The sequence below is a fragment of the Arthrobacter ginsengisoli genome, from assembly GCF_031456935.1.
Taxonomy (GTDB): domain Bacteria; phylum Actinomycetota; class Actinomycetes; order Actinomycetales; family Micrococcaceae; genus Arthrobacter; species Arthrobacter ginsengisoli.
In genome coordinates this window covers 1-18,051 of sequence record NZ_JAVDVQ010000039.1, presented here as the reverse complement: position 1 = coordinate 18,051, position 18,051 = coordinate 1, and the positions used below count along the sequence as shown (strand labels likewise).

At 64.8% G+C, this 18,051-nt stretch carries 19 protein-coding genes; 12 read left to right on the top strand and 7 right to left on the bottom strand.

Going from position 1 to position 18,051, the window contains the following annotated elements; genetic code table 11:
* The first annotated feature begins 255 nt into the window (after window positions 1–255).
* From J2X01_RS21125 to J2X01_RS21115, 3 genes are all read left to right on the top strand, one after another.
* Window positions 256–900: a DUF5134 domain-containing protein gene (locus J2X01_RS21125; protein ID WP_310062254.1), complete on the top strand. Its 645-nt coding sequence runs from the start codon at window positions 256–258 to the stop codon at window positions 898–900.
* 220 nt (window positions 901–1,120) lie between these two features.
* Window positions 1,121–1,444, top strand: a complete 324-nt coding sequence (locus J2X01_RS21120; RefSeq protein WP_310062252.1) for a DMT family transporter — start codon at window positions 1,121–1,123, stop codon at window positions 1,442–1,444.
* Entirely contained in the window at window positions 1,444–1,821 is a 378-nt protein-coding gene (locus J2X01_RS21115; protein WP_310062249.1) for a DMT family transporter, read from the top strand. Before J2X01_RS21120 ends, J2X01_RS21115 begins: the two co-directional genes overlap by 1 nt.
* Window positions 1,822–2,131: 310 nt before the next feature.
* Here J2X01_RS21115 and J2X01_RS21110 read toward each other — a convergent pair whose 3' ends face one another.
* Window positions 2,132–3,052, bottom strand: coding sequence for a 2-hydroxyacid dehydrogenase (locus J2X01_RS21110; RefSeq protein ID WP_310062247.1), 921 nt, complete (start codon window positions 3,050–3,052; stop codon window positions 2,132–2,134).
* 193 nt (window positions 3,053–3,245) lie between these two features.
* Here J2X01_RS21110 and J2X01_RS21105 point away from each other — a divergent pair, with 193 nt between their 5' ends.
* On the top strand, window positions 3,246–4,166 hold the full coding sequence (locus J2X01_RS21105) for a serine hydrolase (protein ID WP_310062242.1): 921 nt from the start codon (window positions 3,246–3,248) through the stop codon (window positions 4,164–4,166).
* 18 nt (window positions 4,167–4,184) lie between these two features.
* Here J2X01_RS21105 and J2X01_RS22160 read toward each other — a convergent pair whose 3' ends face one another.
* Window positions 4,185–4,352, bottom strand: coding sequence for a DUF8730 family Cys-rich protein (locus tag J2X01_RS22160; protein ID WP_510183414.1), 168 nt, complete (start codon window positions 4,350–4,352; stop codon window positions 4,185–4,187).
* A gap of 173 nt (window positions 4,353–4,525) precedes the next feature.
* Here J2X01_RS22160 and J2X01_RS21100 point away from each other — a divergent pair, with 173 nt between their 5' ends.
* Together J2X01_RS21100 and J2X01_RS21095 are read left to right on the top strand one after the other, a co-directional pair.
* On the top strand, window positions 4,526–5,371 hold the full coding sequence (locus tag J2X01_RS21100) for an alpha/beta fold hydrolase (RefSeq protein ID WP_310062240.1): 846 nt from the start codon (window positions 4,526–4,528) through the stop codon (window positions 5,369–5,371).
* A 211-nt stretch (window positions 5,372–5,582) separates the two neighbouring features.
* Complete coding sequence (locus J2X01_RS21095) at window positions 5,583–5,903, top strand: hypothetical protein (protein WP_310062237.1); 321 nt, start codon at window positions 5,583–5,585, stop codon at window positions 5,901–5,903.
* A 137-nt stretch (window positions 5,904–6,040) separates the two neighbouring features.
* Here J2X01_RS21095 and J2X01_RS21090 read toward each other — a convergent pair whose 3' ends face one another.
* Window positions 6,041–7,012, bottom strand: coding sequence for a serine hydrolase (locus tag J2X01_RS21090; protein WP_310062234.1), 972 nt, complete (start codon window positions 7,010–7,012; stop codon window positions 6,041–6,043).
* 238 nt (window positions 7,013–7,250) lie between these two features.
* Here J2X01_RS21090 and uraD point away from each other — a divergent pair, with 238 nt between their 5' ends.
* Genes uraD through nboR form a run of 3 tightly spaced genes read left to right on the top strand, consistent with a single transcriptional unit; the run spans window position 7,251 to window position 8,733 of the window.
* On the top strand, window positions 7,251–7,748 hold the full coding sequence (gene uraD, locus J2X01_RS21085; protein WP_310062231.1) for a 2-oxo-4-hydroxy-4-carboxy-5-ureidoimidazoline decarboxylase: 498 nt from the start codon (window positions 7,251–7,253) through the stop codon (window positions 7,746–7,748).
* On the top strand, window positions 7,745–8,086 hold the full coding sequence (gene uraH, locus J2X01_RS21080) for a hydroxyisourate hydrolase (protein ID WP_310062228.1): 342 nt from the start codon (window positions 7,745–7,747) through the stop codon (window positions 8,084–8,086). Before uraD ends, uraH begins: the two co-directional genes overlap by 4 nt.
* Before the next feature lie 29 nt (window positions 8,087–8,115).
* Window positions 8,116–8,733, top strand: coding sequence for a nicotine blue oxidoreductase (gene nboR, locus J2X01_RS21075; protein WP_310062225.1), 618 nt, complete (start codon window positions 8,116–8,118; stop codon window positions 8,731–8,733).
* Between the two features lie 121 nt (window positions 8,734–8,854).
* On the opposite strand, the gene J2X01_RS21070 is transcribed toward nboR, so the two are convergent.
* Complete coding sequence (locus J2X01_RS21070) at window positions 8,855–9,505, bottom strand: uracil-DNA glycosylase (protein ID WP_310062222.1); 651 nt, start codon at window positions 9,503–9,505, stop codon at window positions 8,855–8,857.
* A 150-nt stretch (window positions 9,506–9,655) separates the two neighbouring features.
* Between J2X01_RS21070 and J2X01_RS21065 the strand changes: the two genes are divergently transcribed.
* Window positions 9,656–10,192: a DUF488 domain-containing protein gene (locus tag J2X01_RS21065; RefSeq protein WP_310062219.1), complete on the top strand. Its 537-nt coding sequence runs from the start codon at window positions 9,656–9,658 to the stop codon at window positions 10,190–10,192.
* Between the two features lie 275 nt (window positions 10,193–10,467).
* Here the strand turns inward: J2X01_RS21065 and J2X01_RS21060 are convergent, their stop codons facing one another.
* Window positions 10,468–10,620, bottom strand: coding sequence for a hypothetical protein (locus J2X01_RS21060; protein WP_310062216.1), 153 nt, complete (start codon window positions 10,618–10,620; stop codon window positions 10,468–10,470).
* 31 nt (window positions 10,621–10,651) lie between these two features.
* Between J2X01_RS21060 and J2X01_RS21055 the strand changes: the two genes are divergently transcribed.
* Window positions 10,652–10,849, top strand: coding sequence for a hypothetical protein (locus tag J2X01_RS21055; protein ID WP_310062213.1), 198 nt, complete (start codon window positions 10,652–10,654; stop codon window positions 10,847–10,849).
* Window positions 10,850–11,080: 231 nt separating this feature from the next.
* Here J2X01_RS21055 and J2X01_RS21050 read toward each other — a convergent pair whose 3' ends face one another.
* Window positions 11,081–15,922, bottom strand: coding sequence for an NAD-glutamate dehydrogenase (locus J2X01_RS21050; protein WP_310062210.1), 4,842 nt, complete (start codon window positions 15,920–15,922; stop codon window positions 11,081–11,083).
* Between the two features lie 896 nt (window positions 15,923–16,818).
* On the opposite strand from J2X01_RS21050, the gene J2X01_RS21045 reads away from it, so the two are divergent.
* Entirely contained in the window at window positions 16,819–17,559 is a 741-nt protein-coding gene (locus J2X01_RS21045; protein WP_310062207.1) for an IclR family transcriptional regulator, read from the top strand.
* A gap of 156 nt (window positions 17,560–17,715) precedes the next feature.
* Here the strand turns inward: J2X01_RS21045 and J2X01_RS21040 are convergent.
* Window positions 17,716–18,051 (bottom strand): IclR family transcriptional regulator domain-containing protein (locus J2X01_RS21040; RefSeq protein ID WP_310062204.1); only part of this gene is annotated, 336 nt, incomplete at its 5' end.

The window sequence follows — 18,051 nt, the reverse complement described above, 5'->3', positions numbered from 1 at the left end:
CCCCACGGCTTCTTCGACCAAAACCCCACCCTGAACCTCCCCAGCAACGAAAACAGAACCACCACCACCAACACCGAAACCTGCTGCACCACCGATAAATAAACCGGGCCCAGCTTCGGGGAAAGCCATAAACCAGGCACGCGAACCAAAGCTGGAAAACGAACAACACTAAACGGGCGGTCCCCGGTGCTCTACCTACAGCACCGGGGACCGACCTGTACCTAACCCCAACCCAGTAGCGAGAGTGTGATCCGCGTGTTCAACATCCCAGCAATTACCTGGACCCTCACAGCCGTCCTGCTGCTCAGCGGAAGCTACCACCTCGTTCAGGCCACCAAGCCACACCAACTCACCGACCGGGTCAACAACACCCTCCACGCCCTCATGAACATCCTCATGGCCGCCATGCTCTGGAACCTCGCACCCTCCACCATGCTCGCGCAGATCGCCATCCTCACCAGCGCCGCCCTCTGGTTCATCATCCAGGCCGTCGCCCGGCCCGAATTCAAAGTACTCTGCGCAGGCAGCCAGGGCCGACTGAAATGCCTTTACCACAGCCTCAGCATGGCTGGCGCCGCCCTGATGATCACCATGATGACAAGCCACATCACCACTGGCCCCGAACACGCCATTCCACTGCCCAACACGCACCACGCAGTGCCCCGCCCAACAACCACCACAGCCAGCGCAACCCTCGATAACCTACCCAACCTCGCCACCCCGCTGACAATCATCTTCGCAACCGCAGCGCTGGTCTTCATCGCCCTCCTGCTGCGCAACCGGAAACCGGTAACTACAGCCACAAGCAAAACAGCCCCAAAACACTCCCCCCGAAAACAACACAGCCTCGAAGCCCTCGGCGCCGCCATCATGGCCCTCATGTTCGCCACCATGGCATAAGTAGGCGTTGTGCTAAAGGATGCCGATGAACACCTCATCGAAATGACTTGCGACTCAAGCCTCGAACCCGGGGAGTGCTTCTTCTGCACCGGACCTGAGACGGATTGAGTACGCAGCACACCCCGGGGCCTTTCGTTGTGTACTGCGGGAGGCCCCGGTACCAACCCACCGCCCCGGCCACCCGCCGTCGGGCGCTAGAAGCGTGGCCCAAGGATCTGTCATGTCGTGGTTAATCCTCGTCTCCTCCGGAGCGCTGGAAGCCGTCTGGGCCGCCGCGCTGCACCGGACCTTCCAGGTCTCCGGCAGGCGCCGCATCGCCCCCGCGCTCCTCTTCCTGGCCTCCGTCCTCGCCAGCATGGCCGGCCTCGCCATCGCCATGCAGACCATCCCCACCGGAACGGCCTACGCCGTCTGGGTAGGCGTCGGCGTGATACTGACCTCCGCATACGCGATGCTCACCAAGGCTGAACGCCCGACGACGGCGCGCCTGCTGCTGCTGACCGGCATCGCCGCGTGCGTGGTTGGCCTGAAGGTGGTGGCGTAATGAGCAAGCGTTCCGTTGCGTGGTTGCTGCTGTTTGGCTCCGCCGTGCTGGAAGCCGTCTGGGCCACCGCCCTTGGCCTGTCCAACGGCCTCACAGTTCCCCTCCCCACCGTGGTTTTCGCCGTGACGACCACCCTGAGCATGATCGGCCTGGGCGCCGCCATCCGCAGCATCCCACTGGGCACCGCCTACGCCGTATGGGTAGGAATAGGCGCTGCCCTGACCGTCGGCTGGGCCATGGCCACCGGCGTCGAACCCTTCAGCCTGTTGAAGGTGCTGTTCATCGCCGGGATCGTTGGCTGCGCGGCCGGGCTGAAGTCCCTGCCGGCGGACGCCACGTCCGATGCCGACCGTTCCGACGCCAGAGTTCCCGCCTGAGGCTCACGCTAATTCTTCCCGAGTAGTTCAGAGGCCGGCTCCAAGCCCGGCCCCGTCAACTCAAAGTCCACCGGACCCAACTGGCGGTGCCGGCCCGCATCGGTAACCGATAACGCAACCACCGTCTTGCCGACATCGACAGCCACATCACGGGCAAATCAATGGCCACCGCGGCCTGAACAGACATAACAAACACCTCTGAAGGTATCGGGAGGACCCGCGGATCAACCCGGCCTGGGCCCCAAGGGAATCTGACACATCGCGTCCTGACATCTCCGGAGGTGTTTGGGAAGGACTAACTCAAGTCATATCAGCCGCCCAGCACGACGTTCGCCGGCGGTTCGCCCGCCAGCATCAGCTCGATCTGCCGCTGCACCAGCCGTCCCATCCGCGGGCGCATGGCCGAACTCGCCCCGCCCACATGCGGGCTGATGATCACTCCGGGGGTCCGCCAGAGCGGGTGGTCCTGCGGGAGCGGCTCCGGATCGGTGACGTCCAGGGCTGCGCGGATCCGGCCGGAGGCGGTGTGCCGGACCAGTGAGTCGGTGTCCGCGACCGGTCCGCGGGCGACGTTGACCAGCAGCGCGCCGTCGGGCATGGCCGAAAGGAAGGCGTCGTCGATGAGGTGGCGGGTGGCGTCGCTGAGCGGGACGCCGACGACCACGATGTCGTGCTCCGGCAGCAGGGCGTGCAGCTCCGCGATGCCGTGGACGTGGCCCCGCGGGTCGGTCCGTTCCCGGCTGGCCACGCGGGTCACGGTGGTCTCGAAGGGCAGCAGCCGGTCTTCAATCGCCTTGCCGACACCGCCGTAGCCGACGATCAGCACCCGCCGGTCCGCGAGGCTGGCGGTGGGCCGGGTTTCCCAGCGGCCCTCCTGCTGGTTGCTCAGCAGCCGCGGGAACTCGCGCTGGCTGGCCAGGATCAGGGCGAGGGCCAATTCTGCGGTGGAGGTTTCGTGGACGCCGGCGGCATTGGCGAACACGCGGCCCGGCGGCAGCCACTCCGCGACGCCGTCATATCCGATCGATTGGCTCTGCACGAGCCCGGTTTCCACAGCTGTGAGGCCCCGCAGGACCTGCATGCCGCCCATATAGGGCGGGACCACGATGTCGATGCGCGGCCGGGGCGGCTCCCCGGACAGGTCCCATTCCAGGACGGTGACGTCGGTGTGGGGCTGGAGGTACTCACGCAGGGTCGCGTCCGGCAGGCTCACAGTTATTTTCCTCGGCATACCTGCCAGCCTAGTGGTGCACCCCGCCAGTTGACGGCACTGGCGCCACCGGCCCGGCCAACCCGTCCACTCCCGTCCGGCCGGGAGTTTGCCCTGAGCTTCGCGCTGCCCCCGCGAGTCTTTTGGACATGCCCCCCGGCCGGGCATACATTGCAGGAACCCTCCCCTTCTGTGACGTGAAAGGTGCTGCACCATGAACCCCTCGGGACCATCCCGTCCGGCCGCCGGTTTCTTCAGCGCCCGGAGGAAGCTGATCCTGGTCTGGGTGGTCACGGCCTTAGTGCTGCTCGGCCTGGTGACCGTCGCCGTCGTCCGCACCGGTCCGGCCGCCGGGACAGACTTCCTAGCCGGCCCGCAGAATCAGCGGCAGGAGCACGCCGCGGCGCCGGCCCCCCAAACGCCCTCCCCGGAGGCCCTGGCCGCGCAGGCCGCCGTCGCCCTCGACGCCGACATCCAGCGGATCCTGACCGAAAACTCCGGCTACCGGATCGGCGTCGTGCTTGCGGACACGCGCGGCGGGGAGCGGCGCAGCTACGGCGACGGTTCCGAGTTCGTGGCAGCCAGCACCGCCAAAATCATCACGGCGGCCGCCTACTACCATCTGGTGGAGACCGGCGAGAAGTCGCTGGACGTGCCACTGGGGAGCTACGACGCCGCATTCCAGCTCAAGGCGATGGTCAACGCCAGCAGCAACGACGCCTGGCTGCTGCTGATGCAGGACATCGGCTACCCCCGGCTGATCGATTACGCCGCGTCCATCAGGATCAGCTACGACCCGGAGCAGAACCTGCTGACGCCGGCCGAGATGGCGGAGCTGCTCAAACAGCTGTCCACGGGCAAGCTGCTCAACGCGGAGCACACCCAGGAACTGCTCGGCTACATGCAGCAGACCAACAACGAACGGCTCATCCCGGCCGCCGTCGGCCCGGACATCACGGTGCAGCACAAGTACGGCGAACTGGGGGGCTATGTCCACGACGCGGCCGTCCTGACGTCCGGCGAGCGGTCCTACGCGCTGGCCATTTACACCTGGGGCGAGGACGGCGAGAGCGAGGAACGGCTGAATATGATCCACGAGCTGGCGGGTGTCGTCACCAAAGCGATGCTGGAGTAGGCGGGTCCCCGGAAGCGGTCAGCGGCCGAAAAGCTTGGCGAAGAAACCGGAACAGGTGCTGACCCCACCCTGGTGACCCTTGCAGCGGTCGGCGCTCTTGACTCCCCGCATGACCTGGTCAACGTGCTGGCCGCAGCCGGCCCAGGTGGTCTTACCGCATTCCTTGCATGCAACCTGTCGGCACATGTGGTTCTCCTTTTCGTAAGTCCGTCTCTCCGTAACTATACCCCTAGGGGTATGCTGCCTGGAAATGCGGTCCCGGAACGCCCTGTTGCCCACCTGCGTTGGTTCCGTACAGTGGCACCAGCGCTGGGCCGCTCCTGCACAAACTTCCGAACCGTACCGAGAGGACTGCTGACATGGCTTACATCAAGGTTGGAACCGAGAACAGCACCGACATCGAGCTCTACTACGAGGACCACGGGGCCGGGCAGCCGGTGGTCCTGATTCACGGCTACCCGCTGGACGGATCCTCCTGGGAGAAGCAGACGACGGCGCTGCTGGGCGCCGGCTACCGGGTCATCACTTACGACCGCCGCGGCTTCGGCCAGTCCAGCAAGCCCACCGACGGCTACGACTACGACACCTTCGCCGCGGACCTCAACACCCTGCTCACCAGCCTGGACCTGAACGAGACCGTGCTGGTGGGCTTCTCGATGGGAACCGGCGAGGTGGGCCGGTACCTCGGCACCTACGGCTCGGCCCGGGTGGCGAAGGCCGTGTTCCTCGCCTCGCTGGAGCCCTACGTCCTGCAAACCGAGGACAACCCCGACGGCGTCCCGCAGGCCGTGTTCGACGGCCTGCTGGACGCCGTCACCGCCGACCGCTACGCCTTCTTCACTGAGTTCTTCAAGAACTTCTACAACAGCGACACTTTCCTCGGCACGCCCCGGCTCAGCGCGGAAGTCATGCTGGCGAGTTGGAACCTCGCGACGTCGGGCGGCCCCACCGCCTCGGCAGCGGCGCAGCCGACCTGGCTCACCGATTTCAGGGCCGACATCCCCAAGATCGATGTCCCCGCGCTGATCGTTCACGGCACGGCGGACAACATCCTGCCGATCGACGTCACGGGCCGGCGGTTCACCAAGGCCCTGCCCGGTGCCGAGTATGTGGAGATCGAGGGCGCTCCGCACTGCATGATCTGGACGCACGCCGCCGAGGTCAACGAGGCGCTGCTGGCGTTCCTGGGGAAATCGCGCCCGTAGCCTGCCTCTTGATCATGGACCGGAGCAGGCGGAGGATTAATGGACCGGGTCTCCCATTTACCCTGGGTGGACGCCGGTTTGACTCCCCGCAGAATACGGGCGAGCTAACTGAGCTGGAGGGGAAAGCCGCCGCCGTGACTACGGTGGTGCCGCGGTGTGGTCATGGCGGGCAGACTCCGTCATTGCATCAACCTCCGAACGCGGCTGCACCGTGGATCCCCTGAAGCCCACCAAACACAACGACAAAGTGGACTTCCGGATCCGGGTGGACTGCAATGGCAACAAAACCGTGGAAATCCGGCAACAGCGCTTTAATGACGACCACCGCGGACGCGACGACCTGCTCGGGAAGACCAAGTTCTGGGAGTCCTTCGATCGCCGTGACGACTCCGTGACGCTGCACAGCTACCAGTGGAGCCGAGGCCTCGACGACGTCTACCAACTCGTTTCCTTCCGCGTCCGTAGCGGCAACAGCGACAACTGGTCCGACTGGACCCGCTGGGAAATGAGTGATGTGGCCAGGATCCACTGAGCATCCGCCGGCGCAGTCGACTAAGGGAGCCAGGGGACATGTCCCTTGGCTCCCTTGCGTATGCGTGCCGGTCCTCGGTGTATGCGTGCCGGCCCTCGGCGGCGAGGCACAGCAGACCGGGGCGTTCGGCTACTGGCTTAGAACAAGGCATCCGCCACGGCCGCCGTGATTTGGTGGATGGCGTCGGTCCGCTCCGGGACGCTGCCCAAATCCTCACCCCTGGTGTAGACGACGAGGGCGTAGGAGCTGCCGTCCCGGGCGAGGATGCCGGCGTCGTGCAGCTCTCCGCCCAGCAGGCCGTATTTGTGGAAGACCGTGATGTCGGCGGGGACGGCGGCCGGGATGAGGGTTTCATAGTTGGTGTCCTGCATGTAGCCCAGCAGCTGAGAGGTGTGTACGGGGTCCAGCAGCGTTCCGGTGTAGAGCCCGGACAGGATGTGGGCCATCTCCGCCGGGGTGAGCGTGTTACTTTCGGGGCGGTAGTCCACGCCGATCGATGCCGCATAGTCCGTCATCTCCGTGTGGCCGACAGCGTCCATGATCAGTGACCAGGAGTCGTTGTCACTCTGCTGGATCATCGCCTTGAGTTGGAATTCCGCGGTGTAGGCACCCAGCGGATCGTCGAGGGATGCTGCCCCGGTTTCCACCAGGTGGTAGTAGGCCTCGGCGGCCAGGACCTTGGCGGTACTGGCAGCGACGAACGCCGAGGGGACACCGTATTCGTGGACCGCCCCGGCCGCATCGGCGCCGGCCGACAGGTCAAGGAGCGCGACGCCGATCTGATAGTCAGGGTGGGCGTCGATGATGCCGTTGATTTCGGCGTCCAGTTCCGCATCGATGGTTCCTGTGGCCGGAGTGGCCGGTGAGGCGGCCGGTGAGGCCGGAGCCGACGCCGGGGCCTGGCTCTCCGACTGGCCCGCAGGCTGGGCGGCCGCCGTCGAACGCGCCTGCGCAGCGGAATGGAAACCAGCGCCCAGTGCCACCGCCAGAACCGCGGCGCACAGCATCATCAGGAGTACGCGGGGCCGGCGGAACGCCTGGGAGCGCGGTCGGGAGCCCGGGCTGCCGGGATGACGGTCGTGGGGCTGCTGTGCAATGTGCTCTTCCATAGGGGTCCAGGCTAGCCAAGCCAGCTATGCCGGAGCTATGAAACAGCTGTCACGGCACCCAGCAGGGCGGCTCGGTCTCTTCGCCCCACAGTTCCCCGCGCCGTCCCAGAAGGTTGACACCCGTGAGAGCGTGCGCTTGGCTCTATACAGATCCTGAAACACCAGTTCCATGATGCCGAATGTACTGTCCGCACTGCCCGCCGCATGAATGCCAGCACCGAACCCGAGGACCTGTCTCATGCACCTTGCACAGTTCAACGCGGCCGGCCGGACGGAAGCTGCCGATACCCTGCGCCCCTGCCTGGACATCCAGCGCTGGATCGATGCCCTTGCCGACGCACGGCCCTATGCCAACCTCGAAGCACTCCTCGAGGCCGCCCGCGGCGCGGCCAACCCCTTCACCCCGGCCGAGATCGAAGCAGCGCTTGCCCACCACCCCCGGATCGGCGAGCAGGCCAGAGGAAACAGCACCGAAGCCAGGCTTTCCCAGGCGGAGCAGGCCGGACTCGGCGACGCCGACGCTGCCGTCGCGGCGGCCCTGGCAGAAGGCAACCGGATCTACGAAGAGAGGTTCGGGCAGGTGTTCCTGATCCGTGCGGCCGGCCGCAGCCGCACGGAGATCCTCGCCGCGCTCACCAGCAGGCTCACCCACACCCCGGAAGAAGAACAGACAATCATCGGCGAGCAGCTGCGGGAAATCGCGGCGCTCCGGATCGAAGGACTGATCGGCAGATGAGCATGTCCCATGTGACCACTCATGTACTGGACACCGGCTCGGGCAAACCTGCGGCGGACGTCCCGGTGATCCTTGAGGCGCGCGACGGCGGGCAGTGGGTCCGGATTGCCGAGGGCGCCACGGATGCGGACGGACGCATCCGGCAACTGGGGCCGGAGCGTTTGTCCTCCGGGACCTACCGCCTGGTTTTCGACACCGGAAAGTACTTCGCCGCCAGCGGCACCGAGACGTTTTTCCCGGAAGTGACGCTCACCTTTGGCGTGGCCGAGTCCGAGGCCCACTACCACGTGCCGCTCCTGCTGAGCCCGTTCGCCTACTCCACGTACCGCGGCAGCTAAGCGCCGCCGTCGGGCGTTAGGGTGGGCAGATGAGCGGCAGCGGAACACCCGGGGCACACAGCACGACGGCGGTGCTGCTGGCCGCCGGCGCCGGGACACGGCTGGGACTCGGGCCCAAGGCGCTGCTCCGGTTCCGCGGCCGCACGCTCGTTGAAGTGCTGGCAGATGTCCTGTTCGCCGGCGGCTGCCGGGAAGTGGTGGCCGTGCTCGGCGCGGACGCGGCAGGGGTCCGCGCCGCCACCGATCTCAGCCGGCACCGGGTCATCGACAATCCGGACTGGGTCAGCGGGATGGGCAGCTCCTTCCGGCGGGGAGTGGCCGCGGCGGCCCCCGAGGACGATGTGCTGATCGCGCTGGTGGACCAGCCCCTCCTGACCCCGGCGGCCGTCGCCCGCTTGCTGGCATCCCACCGGCCGGGCCGCGTCACGGCCGCCGCCTACCGCGGCCCGGACGGGACACTCCAGCGCGGGCACCCGCTGCTGCTGGACTCCACCCTCCGGGTTGAAGCCGCGGAAACGGCAACGGGCGACGCCGGGGCGCGCTTCTTCCTGCACGCCCATCCGGAGCTGATCGACCTCGTGGACTGCAGCGACCTCTCCCGGGGCGAGGATCTCGACTCCCCCGACCAGCTGCACCTGCTCGACTAGCCACGCCAATCCTCACAGTCAGACACGGCCCATTAAACCGCTCCGGATGGACCTTAGGTGACCCCGCGTTGGTCGATGTCGCATGGCTGCCCCTCCTGGCTCCGGCAGCTCCACCAGGAACTTACTGCCCGATGCCGGCAGCGAGCAGCTCCTGCAGTCCCCGCTGGAAGCCGGACCGGCCACCGTGGGCGGGATGCCTGATTTTTGGTGTGTCCAGGCCGCTGCGCTGCAGGCTGCGGTGCGCCACATTGCCCACCGCAACCACCGTTTCGATGGGGAAATCCTCAATCAGCACCTGCCAGAACGGCGTTCCCAGCGCCGCTTCGGCCGCCGTCGGAGTGCGGTTGGACAGCGGCCGCCCGGGCACGTGGGTATGCCACGGGCAGGCACTCCAGAGCAGGGGAAGGAATTCCAGCTCGGCCAGCACCTCCCACATCACCGTGGCCGTCGGCTCCGCCGCAACCCCCGCAGCTTCGGCGGGCAGCACGTAGCCCTTGCCCGGCCCAAACAGACCGAAGCTGTTCGCCGGGCCCTCGAACATGGTGCGGTTGGTGAAGGGAACGCCGGTGATCCGCATGCCCCTGAAGCCGGGGGCCTCCCCCAGCAGCAGCACCTTCGGGGAGCGGTCCAGCATTTCCTGCAAATAGGTTCCCAGGTTCCGTCGGCGCTGCGTATTTTCCGGCGCGGAGTGATCGAAGAAGTTGGTGCACGCCGGCCCTGTCGCCACGGCCGCGAGCCGGTTCACGAAATCGTCGATGGAGGATGAAGTCATTGCCTGCCCGTTCCCTTCACAGTTCGTAGGTCGTAGATCGTGGGTCGCAGTTCGTAGGTCCATCAGAACATCCTGTCCGCTTCGCCGCCGCAGCAGCTACGGGTCACCAGCACGGGCCGCCGTGCCGCCGTGCCGCCTTAGCATGGGGGCATGACGGACATGACGGACATCACCATCTTCACGGTGGGGCACTCCACGCATCCCATCGACGAATTCATCGGCATTCTGAAGGCCCACGGCGTCAAGAAGCTGATCGATGTCCGCACCATCCCGAAGTCGCGGCACAATCCGCAGTACAACGCGGACGCTTTGGCCGCGAGCGTGCGCTCCCACGGGATCACCTACCGCCGGATGGAATCCCTCGGCGGCCTCCGGCACGCCCGGAAAGACAGCCCCAACGGCGCCTGGCGAAACGCTTCCTTCCGCGGGTACGCGGACTACATGCAGACCGAAGAATTCTCCCGCGCCATTGACCAGCTGCTGGAACGCGGAAAGGCCAACAACGCGGCGGTCATGTGCGCGGAGGCAGTCCCCTGGCGCTGCCACCGGTCGCTGATCGGTGACGCGCTGCTGGTCCGGAACGTCGAGGTCCTGGACATCATGACGGAGAAGTCCGCCAAACCCCACACCCTGACCCCCTTCGCCCGCGTTGACGGACAGCGGGTGTGGTACCCAGCAGGCCAGTGACTGCCGGCAACCCCAACAACAACGCGGGGTCAGCTACGGCCCATAAAACTCGGGCAAAGTCATATGGTCGTTGCAACGCTCTGACTGAAGGATTGTTTGATGGTCAATGTGTTTTCTTGGGATGCGCGTACTGAGTTCTTTGATCTGGTGTGCGGCGGGATGTCGGCTCCCCCAGGACGACGTTGGCCGGATAGCGGCCTGAGACGCGTTCCAACATATGAGGGACACCCGTCGAAACGCAGCGTGGATGTTTGCGTGGACGATTTCTTAGGTCTTCAGGCGTCGAGAGGACTCGCTGGGTCGTGCTCCAGGGCCGCGGTGATGGCCTCCGGGGACGGCACGGTAGCCTGCTCATCGACCGGAAGTGCCTCGTACGTGTAGGACGTCACCGTCAGGGGTTGAGCGGAATCATCGAGGGCATAGCGCACAGTTCGATCGTTCTTGGACCTCGCGGTCCAGATGCGCGCAAACAAGCGCGTCCGCCACGTGCGGGCGATGCAGGAGTGGGACTACGAGTGGATCCGGCTGACCTATCCCGAGAAGAGCAGTCGGGAGCTCAGTGAAATCGCCAACGCCCGCTTCGCGAGGGGATGGTCGGTGGGCGTCAACTACCGGGATCCCTCCGTCGCCCTACTCAGTGACCCCAAGACCGACTAGCTTCTCCCGTGAGAACGGTCGCTGACGTATCGGCGTACGGGCACCAGGGGTGACATTTAGCGCCGCGAAAACGCCGCCATTTATCGCTGCGAATCACACCACTGCGACTCCTGCAAATGATCAGGTGTTGCGACGATCGTTAGAATCCACCCGGCGAACCCGGGGCCAAATCAACTTCTATTCCCAGTTGTTGGACGGCCTTCCCGGCTGGCGCACTTGTGCCGAGCGAGTTTAGCTACGGACGAGGGTCCTAAGCAGCTTTAGCGCGACGGAGATTGAATGGATTGTGGCTGGACCGGGTCCGGTGACTTCGGCAAGAGTGTCCTTGATCCGTGCGAGCTGCTCTTGGTGTCCACGTTCCCACTCCGCGATTCGTTCTGTGGGGTCCATGCGCTGGGGACTGCTGGGGCTTGTTGTACGGAGAACTGCGATGGTCATATCGGCCACGGCCGAGTAGACATCGTCGCGCAGGGCTGCCCGGGCAAGTGTCTCCCATCGGTCTTCTCGAGGAAGCTCGGTGATTTTCAGAAGCAACTTCAGGGCCCCGATGCGCTGGTAGACGGTGGAGTAGAGGTCAGCAATGCGCTCCACGGGTTCATCGAGCTGCTCTGCAATGAGTGAGATATCCAATAGATATACGCTCAGGACCACTTCAAACGAGCGCCGTGCGATGTCAGGCGGGATCCCGATGGCCTCCCAACGTGTCAGGAGGTCTTGCCCGAGGTCGACGTCTTCGCCGCGCAGATAAATCGCTGTTGGGTTCCGCCGGACGTCCATGGCCGGCATGATCCTGCCGAGGGCCTGTTCCACTGGCTGGTCCCGATGATCATGATTCAGGTACCAACGGATGGCACGGTCCAACATCCTCCGCACATACAAAGCCAGCTCCGCCGCGTGCTGCGTCGGAACAGCGGACGGAAGCCCGACGGTCCAGTCCGCGATCCAGTGAAGGTCAAAGGCCTCGCGCACTGCCACGAAGGCCCTTGCGAGAGCGGCCGCGCTCCCGGTGGTTTCCTCGATGGCCCGGAAAGCGAAGGTGATCCCGCCAAGATTGATCATGTCGTTGGCCAGCGCGGTGCAGATGATCTGCCGGCGCAGGGGATGCGTTTGGAGCTCGGTTCCAAAGCGGTCCACGATCCGGGGCGGGAAGTAGCTCCGAAGGACCCGGTCGAACCACGGGTCATCGGCGACGTCGCTGTCGTTCAGTTCCTTGGCGAGGGCGATCTTGGCGTAGGCGGCCAGCACGGACAGCTCGGGGGATGTGAGCCCCGTGCCGGCCTGCAGCCGTGCATGGAGCTGGTCCGTGGTGGGCAATGCTTCGCGATCCCGGTCGAAGTCGGTGGCTCTCTCCAGCCAGTCCATGGTTCGTTCGAAACTCGGGCTCCAGTTGAGGACCAGGGCGCGGTCGTTGACGAGCAGGACGTTCTGGTCGCGGCTGTTCTTCAGAACCAGGCGTGCCACGTCGTCGCTGAGCGAGTGCAGGAAGCCGGCGCGTTCGCTTGTTGCCATCTTGCCTGCCGCGATCAAGCGGTCGACGAAGATCTTGATGTTGACCTCGTGGTCGGAGCAGTCCACGCCTGCAGAGTTGTCGATGGCGTCGGTGTTCAGCAGGACCCCGTTCAGGGCAGCCTCCACCCGTCCCCTTTGGGTCAGACCGAGGTTGCCGCCTTCGACCACGATCCTTGTCCGGAGTTCGTTGCCATTGATCCGGATCGTATCGTTGGCTTTGTCGCCCGCCTCGGTGTTGGTCTCGGAGAAGGCCTTGACGTAGGTTCCGATCCCGCCGTTGTAGATCAGGTCCACCGGCGCCCGCAGGATCGCCTGGATGAGCTCGGGCGGAGCCAGCACCGCCGTCGTCGGCGGCAGCCCCAACGCCGAACGTGCCTGCGGGGTGATGGTGATCGACTTGGCGGCGCGCGGGTGCACCCCGCCGCCGGGGCTGATCAGCCCGGGGTTGTAGTCTGCCCACGACGATCGGGGCAGACTAAAGAGGCGGCGTCGCTCCTCGAGGGAGGACGCCCCGTCGGGCGTGGGGTCCAGGAAGATGTGCCGGTGATCAAAAGCGGCCACGAGCCGGATGTGCTCCGAGAGCAGCATGCCGTTGCCGAACACGTCCCCGCTCATGTCGCCGATGCCGACGACGGTGAAGTCTTCGCGCCGGGAGTCGATCCCGAGTTCGCTGAGGTGCTGTTTCGCGGACGCCCAGGCGCCCCTGGCGGTGATGCCCATCTGCTTGTGGTCGTAGCCCACTGAACCGCCCGACGCGAACGCGTCGCCCAGCCAGAAGCGGTACTCTGCGGCCACCTCGTTGGCGATGTCGGAGAACGCCGCGGTGCCTTTGTCGGCGGCCACCACGAGGTAGTAGTCGTCGTCATCGTGCCGTATTACGTTCGGCGGCGGGACGATGTCCTCTACCTGGCCTTGTGTGCCGTGGGCGTTCGGGGACACGGCAACGTCGGGCGGGGCCAGGTTGTCCGTGACATCGAGGAGCCCGCGGAGGAATTCCTTGTAGCTCTCGATGCCTTCGGCGAGCCAGGCGGTGCGGTCGGCCTCCGGATCGGGAAGCCGCTTCGCGTAGAAGCCGCCCTTCGCTCCGGTCGGGACGATCACCGAATTCTTCACGATCTGGACCTTCGCGAGCCCGAGGACTTCGGTACGGAAGTCCTCGCGCCGGTCCGACCATCTCAGCCCTCCGCGTGCCACCGGCCCGAAGCGAAGATGCACGCCCTCGACCCGGGGTGAATAGACCCAGATTTCGAACTTCGGACGTGGGAACGGAGCGCCGGGAAGGCGGGAGGGCTCGAGCTTGAAGCTCAGGTACGGCCGGTCGCGGTAGAAGTTGGTCCTCGTCGTCGCTTCGATGAGGTTCAGGAAGGTCCGCAGCAGCCGATCCGCGTCCAAGGACGCGACGACGTCGATCGCCTCGGCCACCGCCGTACGGGCGGCACTGGTATCCCGGAGCCGTTCGGCGATGCCAAGACCTGGATGGAAGCGGGCGCGAAACAGGTCCAGCAGCGCTCTGGTCGCCGTCGCGTTGGCCAGGAGCGAGTCCGCGATGAAGTCGTACGAGTTGGTCGTTCCCAGTTGCTGGAGGTACTTGGCGTAGCTGCGGAGGATTGCGACCTGCCGCCACTCCGTGCCTTCCTGCAGGACCAGGGCGTCGAAGCGGTCTGACTCCGTGTCCCCGCGCATGGCTGCGCCGAACGCGTCCGCAAGCAAGGAGCCAGTCCGGGTGGGATCCACGCCCGGCGGATACTTCACGCCCAAGTCATAGAGGAACATCGGCAGAGTCTTGCCCCGCAGGACTTCGAAGGGGCGCTCGTTGAGTACCTGCAGGCCCAGGTTGTGCAGGAACGGCAGGATCTGCGTCAGGCTCCGGGCCCCGGTGAGATAGAGGCGAATCCGCGTCTCCTCGACTTTGGCGTGCCTAGCATCGGCGCGGACAACGAGTACAGGGTCGTTCAGGGGTCGACCGCCGGTGCCGTCCAGATCGTATTGCTCAAAACTCTCGATGTCTTCAATGGCATCCGCAACGTCGAAATCTGCCCGGTAGCTGGCAGGGAAGGCGCGAGCCCAGAGCACAGACAGCCTTCTGGCCCGTTCGGAGGGCATGCGTTCGCGCAGGGCTTCGTCGAGTCCTTCGGCCCAAGTCCTAGTGGCATGGATGAGTGCACGCTCCAGTGCAGACAGATCGATCGACTCTGGTTTTGCGCCTGCAGACAAAAGCACGCGGAAGAAGATGCGCGCCATGTGCGATTCGGTGAGTCGGACCTCGGACTCAAGCGATGGGGCCTGCAGGGTTTCTTTGAGCGCCTGTTCAAATCTAAGCCGCACGGCCGTGTTGTAGCGGCGCCGCGGAAGGAACATCAGGCCGGTCATGAAGGGGCCATAGCTGTCGAAGCGCAGGAGTAGCCTTGTCTCGTGGCCTTCGTGGACCCGCAGGATGTCGGCCACCAGCCGAGTCAGCTCGTCTTCCTCGATGTGGAACAGCTCCTGGAGAGGGAACGACTCCAGCGCAGCCTGCAGTTTCCTCTCCTGGGTTGATCCAGGTGCGAAACCGAGCCTGTCACGCACGCTGGCGGACCTGTCCCGGATCACCGGAATACGACGTACTGATTGATCCGCTGCTCCATGTGCGAAAACGCCCACAAACCTGCGTTCCCCGTCGAGGACTCCTGAGGCACTGAACGTCGGGAGACGGATTTCGTCCAGGTAAGAGGGCTCGGGCACTGTTGTTCGAAGGTCGGAAGCGTAGAGCGCGAGTACCTGCGAGCCCCTCAACGCAGACTCGTCGGTGCTGAGCGGGGAATTCTGCCTGCGCAAAAGGCCCAAAGCAGTACCCGGACGGACGCGAAGAGCCGGCCTGTCCTTCCCTGCGGTCAAACCGTATTCGCAATAACCCAGAAAAATAAAGTTTCCGCGCCTGAGCCACAGCAGGAGCTCTCTGAGCTGTTCGGTTGACGGCACGCACCCGCGCGGGAACGCGGCCAAAGAGTCGACGGCGGCGGCCACTTGTTCCTTCAGGGCAGCGGAGTCCTCGGCAACTGCACGAGCATCGGCAAGCACCTTCTGGATATTCGCGATCACGTCCGCGGCGTTCGACGATCTCGGCAGCCGGCCAATTTCAACCGCAACCCACGTTTCCGTTCCGGGGCCGGAAGCGGGCAGCTCGGAAGAAAGTCCTGCGCGCTGTGGTGAATGGCGGAGCTCGAGCAGCTCATGGGTTGCAGGATCCCGAAGGACCTGGAAAGAGGGATGAACGAGCAGCCGGACCGTCGCTCCTCCGCGGGTCAGCTCCGCTGTCACAGCGCGAACCACGTGCAGTGCGCCCTCGGCCACCACAAACACCACACTGGCATGTGGCTCGTTGAGGACATCCACCCGTGAGGTACCCGGAGCCAGCACTGAGCCCAGTGAAAGATGGTGCTCTGCCCGACGTTCCAAAGTTTCACCGGCGTACGTGAGGAGCTCCTCGGGATCCACGTGTTCGTAGTAATCCGCGAGAAAACGATCGTCTACCTGGGCCGAACCACTCGATGCGGAGTGCTCCGCCGGCACAGACTTACCGGACATGCCCTTACGCCTCCAACGTATGGGACCATCTCTAATTGCGGCGCCGGAGACTGGATCCGCACGCCTGATTTCATGATGTCCTTCTCTCCGCGCCGCGTCCATAGCGGCGGATGTCCACCTTTGCTGGCGAGCGAGTTGTCTTTGACAGATGTAAATTCGAGGGCACAAATGTCCTCTTCGACGACGTGAACTATGCCAGTGGGTTCATGTCTTTTGTTGAGGTTCAGTTCTCAGAAGATTTCATGGCGTTCGCTCGAACGATGTTTACCGGGGCGAAGTCCATTCGAACGAGCTCACTTCCAGAAAGAACGTGAGTGTGCGCAACGTCGGGGGACTGCTGGCCAAGTCAGAGGAAGACATCGCCTCCGACATCCTCCACCTCGTGGATTCTGGACTCCTCATCCTGCAGACTGCGCTGCGAAGGCATCGCGGGACCTGCAGCCATAAGGAAGCGGAAGTTTGAACTGGACCCTAGAACGATCAGACTGTTGGTGGACTAAGTTCCGAGAGAGTTTGATCAAACTGCCAGGGGCGTTGCCAGCAGCGTGGCCGGTGCGTATGTGAAGCCATCCGGGAATATTTCCCAGAGGACATTGAGGCGCCTTCGAGCTAGCGACAGCAGGGCTTGGAGGGCAAGCATCGGCCGGGGGCACGCTGTAACCCCGGATGCCCACACACGCACGGATCACAGGAAGGCCATCCCATCGTACGACTGGTTAGGGTCCCGGCCGTCTTCACATGGCAAGTGCCGGGCGTCGCATCGTCCATATCTGCGCCCGGACTGCGGCATATGATGGCCACAAGAGCGGCGGGAGGTCCCGCCGCGGGAAAGGATGCAGATGGCAGGCAGACCGAGGCAGGAAAACCGGCAGGTCCAGGGAGCTGCTGCCTCGCTGTTGAACGGCCTTGCTGTACTCGAAACGTTTTCCGTTCAAAATCCGGTTCTCGGTGTGACCGAGGTTGCTCAGCGCGTGGGCCTCCACAAGAGCACGGTGTCACGCATTCTTGGCGGTCTAACAGAAGCTGGATATGTCCAGCGGGATGAGGAGACGGGCCGGTATCGGCTCGGACTGGGCCTCATTGCGCTGGCCGGCCCTTTGCTGGCGGACCTGGATGTCCGCGGTGCTGCGGTTCCGTATTTGGAGCAGTTGACCGAAAGCACCCAAGAGACCAGCGCAATTTCCGTCTGGAATGGTCATGAGGCGATCGTCGTAGAGCAGGTTGCCAGCCCGTATCAGGTCAAACACACTGCCAGCATCGGAACCCGGTACAACAAATTCGCCAGCTCCTCGGTGCGGGTCTTCCTGGCGGAGCTGGCCCCGGCCCTCGCCACCGAACTGATCGAATCCGGGCGGATACTACGCACGGCAGGAGATGGTTTGCCGTTGGATCATACGACCCACCTGCAGGAAGTCGCCCGTCAGGCATACGCCGTCAACGACGGCTCGACCACCGAGGAGGAGTTTGGCGTCTCTGCTCCGGTTCGGGATTACCGAGGCAAGGTGGTTGGTTGCATCACCGCATCCGCTCCCCGTTCCCGCGTGCACAAGCACGCCACCGGGGACACCCTGGTTCAAGCCGTACAACATGCTGCCTCGGAAATATCCATCCGCCTGGGCTGGTCGGCCGGGAGCTGAGACACGGGAGCGGGAAGGAATCAAGCCTGACAGTCCGTCTCTGCGTGCAATCCATAGGGTGCCTCCCTTCCGGACTGGTTCACTTCACCGCACATTGCCTGCTGGAGGCAATGCCGGGGGTTTGCTTCCCTGGGGGGAGGGAGCCGTAATGGCCGGTCAGCGCGCTTGAGTTGTTTCCCCCGGCCGGCTGCCCAGCCGTGTGGACACCCGTTCAGCGGCCTGTAGCACGGCTTCGCGCAGGAGCGACTGACTCTGCTGGTGCTGCACTCGGGCGCGGGGCGCGCTGGCTGTGATGCAGCCGACGACTGCGCCCCGGTAGTCCCGCACGGGTGCGGAGACGCCGTATTCCTCGTAAGTGGTCTCGCCGTCGTTCACGGCGAAGCCGTGGTCCCGTACGTCGGCCAGCTGTTCGTGGGCTGGGTCCTCGAGTCCCCGGTAGCCCTCTTGCAGCACCGTCCGGCCGGCCAGCAGGCGGTCGGTCTCTTCGGGCGG

Excerpts from the sequence above, each read along its gene's own strand:
- J2X01_RS21120 (WP_310062252.1), top strand. The coding sequence starts at position 1,121 with ATGTCGTGGTTAATCCTCGTCTCCTCCGGAGCGCTGGAAGCCGTCTGG.
- J2X01_RS21115 (WP_310062249.1), top strand. The coding sequence starts at position 1,444 with ATGAGCAAGCGTTCCGTTGCGTGGTTGCTGCTGTTTGGCTCCGCCGTG.
- J2X01_RS21110 (WP_310062247.1), bottom strand. The coding sequence starts at position 3,052 with ATGCCGAGGAAAATAACTGTGAGCCTGCCGGACGCGACCCTGCGTGAG.
- J2X01_RS21105 (WP_310062242.1), top strand. The coding sequence starts at position 3,246 with ATGAACCCCTCGGGACCATCCCGTCCGGCCGCCGGTTTCTTCAGCGCC.
- J2X01_RS22160 (WP_510183414.1), bottom strand. The coding sequence starts at position 4,352 with ATGTGCCGACAGGTTGCATGCAAGGAATGCGGTAAGACCACCTGGGCC.
- J2X01_RS21100 (WP_310062240.1), top strand. The coding sequence starts at position 4,526 with ATGGCTTACATCAAGGTTGGAACCGAGAACAGCACCGACATCGAGCTC.
- J2X01_RS21090 (WP_310062234.1), bottom strand. The coding sequence starts at position 7,012 with ATGGAAGAGCACATTGCACAGCAGCCCCACGACCGTCATCCCGGCAGC.
- uraD (WP_310062231.1), top strand. The coding sequence starts at position 7,251 with ATGCACCTTGCACAGTTCAACGCGGCCGGCCGGACGGAAGCTGCCGAT.
- uraH (WP_310062228.1), top strand. The coding sequence starts at position 7,745 with ATGAGCATGTCCCATGTGACCACTCATGTACTGGACACCGGCTCGGGC.
- nboR (WP_310062225.1), top strand. The coding sequence starts at position 8,116 with ATGAGCGGCAGCGGAACACCCGGGGCACACAGCACGACGGCGGTGCTG.
- J2X01_RS21070 (WP_310062222.1), bottom strand. The coding sequence starts at position 9,505 with ATGACTTCATCCTCCATCGACGATTTCGTGAACCGGCTCGCGGCCGTG.
- J2X01_RS21065 (WP_310062219.1), top strand. The coding sequence starts at position 9,656 with ATGACGGACATGACGGACATCACCATCTTCACGGTGGGGCACTCCACG.
- J2X01_RS21055 (WP_310062213.1), top strand. The coding sequence starts at position 10,652 with ATGCGCGCAAACAAGCGCGTCCGCCACGTGCGGGCGATGCAGGAGTGG.
- J2X01_RS21050 (WP_310062210.1), bottom strand. The coding sequence starts at position 15,922 with ATGTCCGGTAAGTCTGTGCCGGCGGAGCACTCCGCATCGAGTGGTTCG.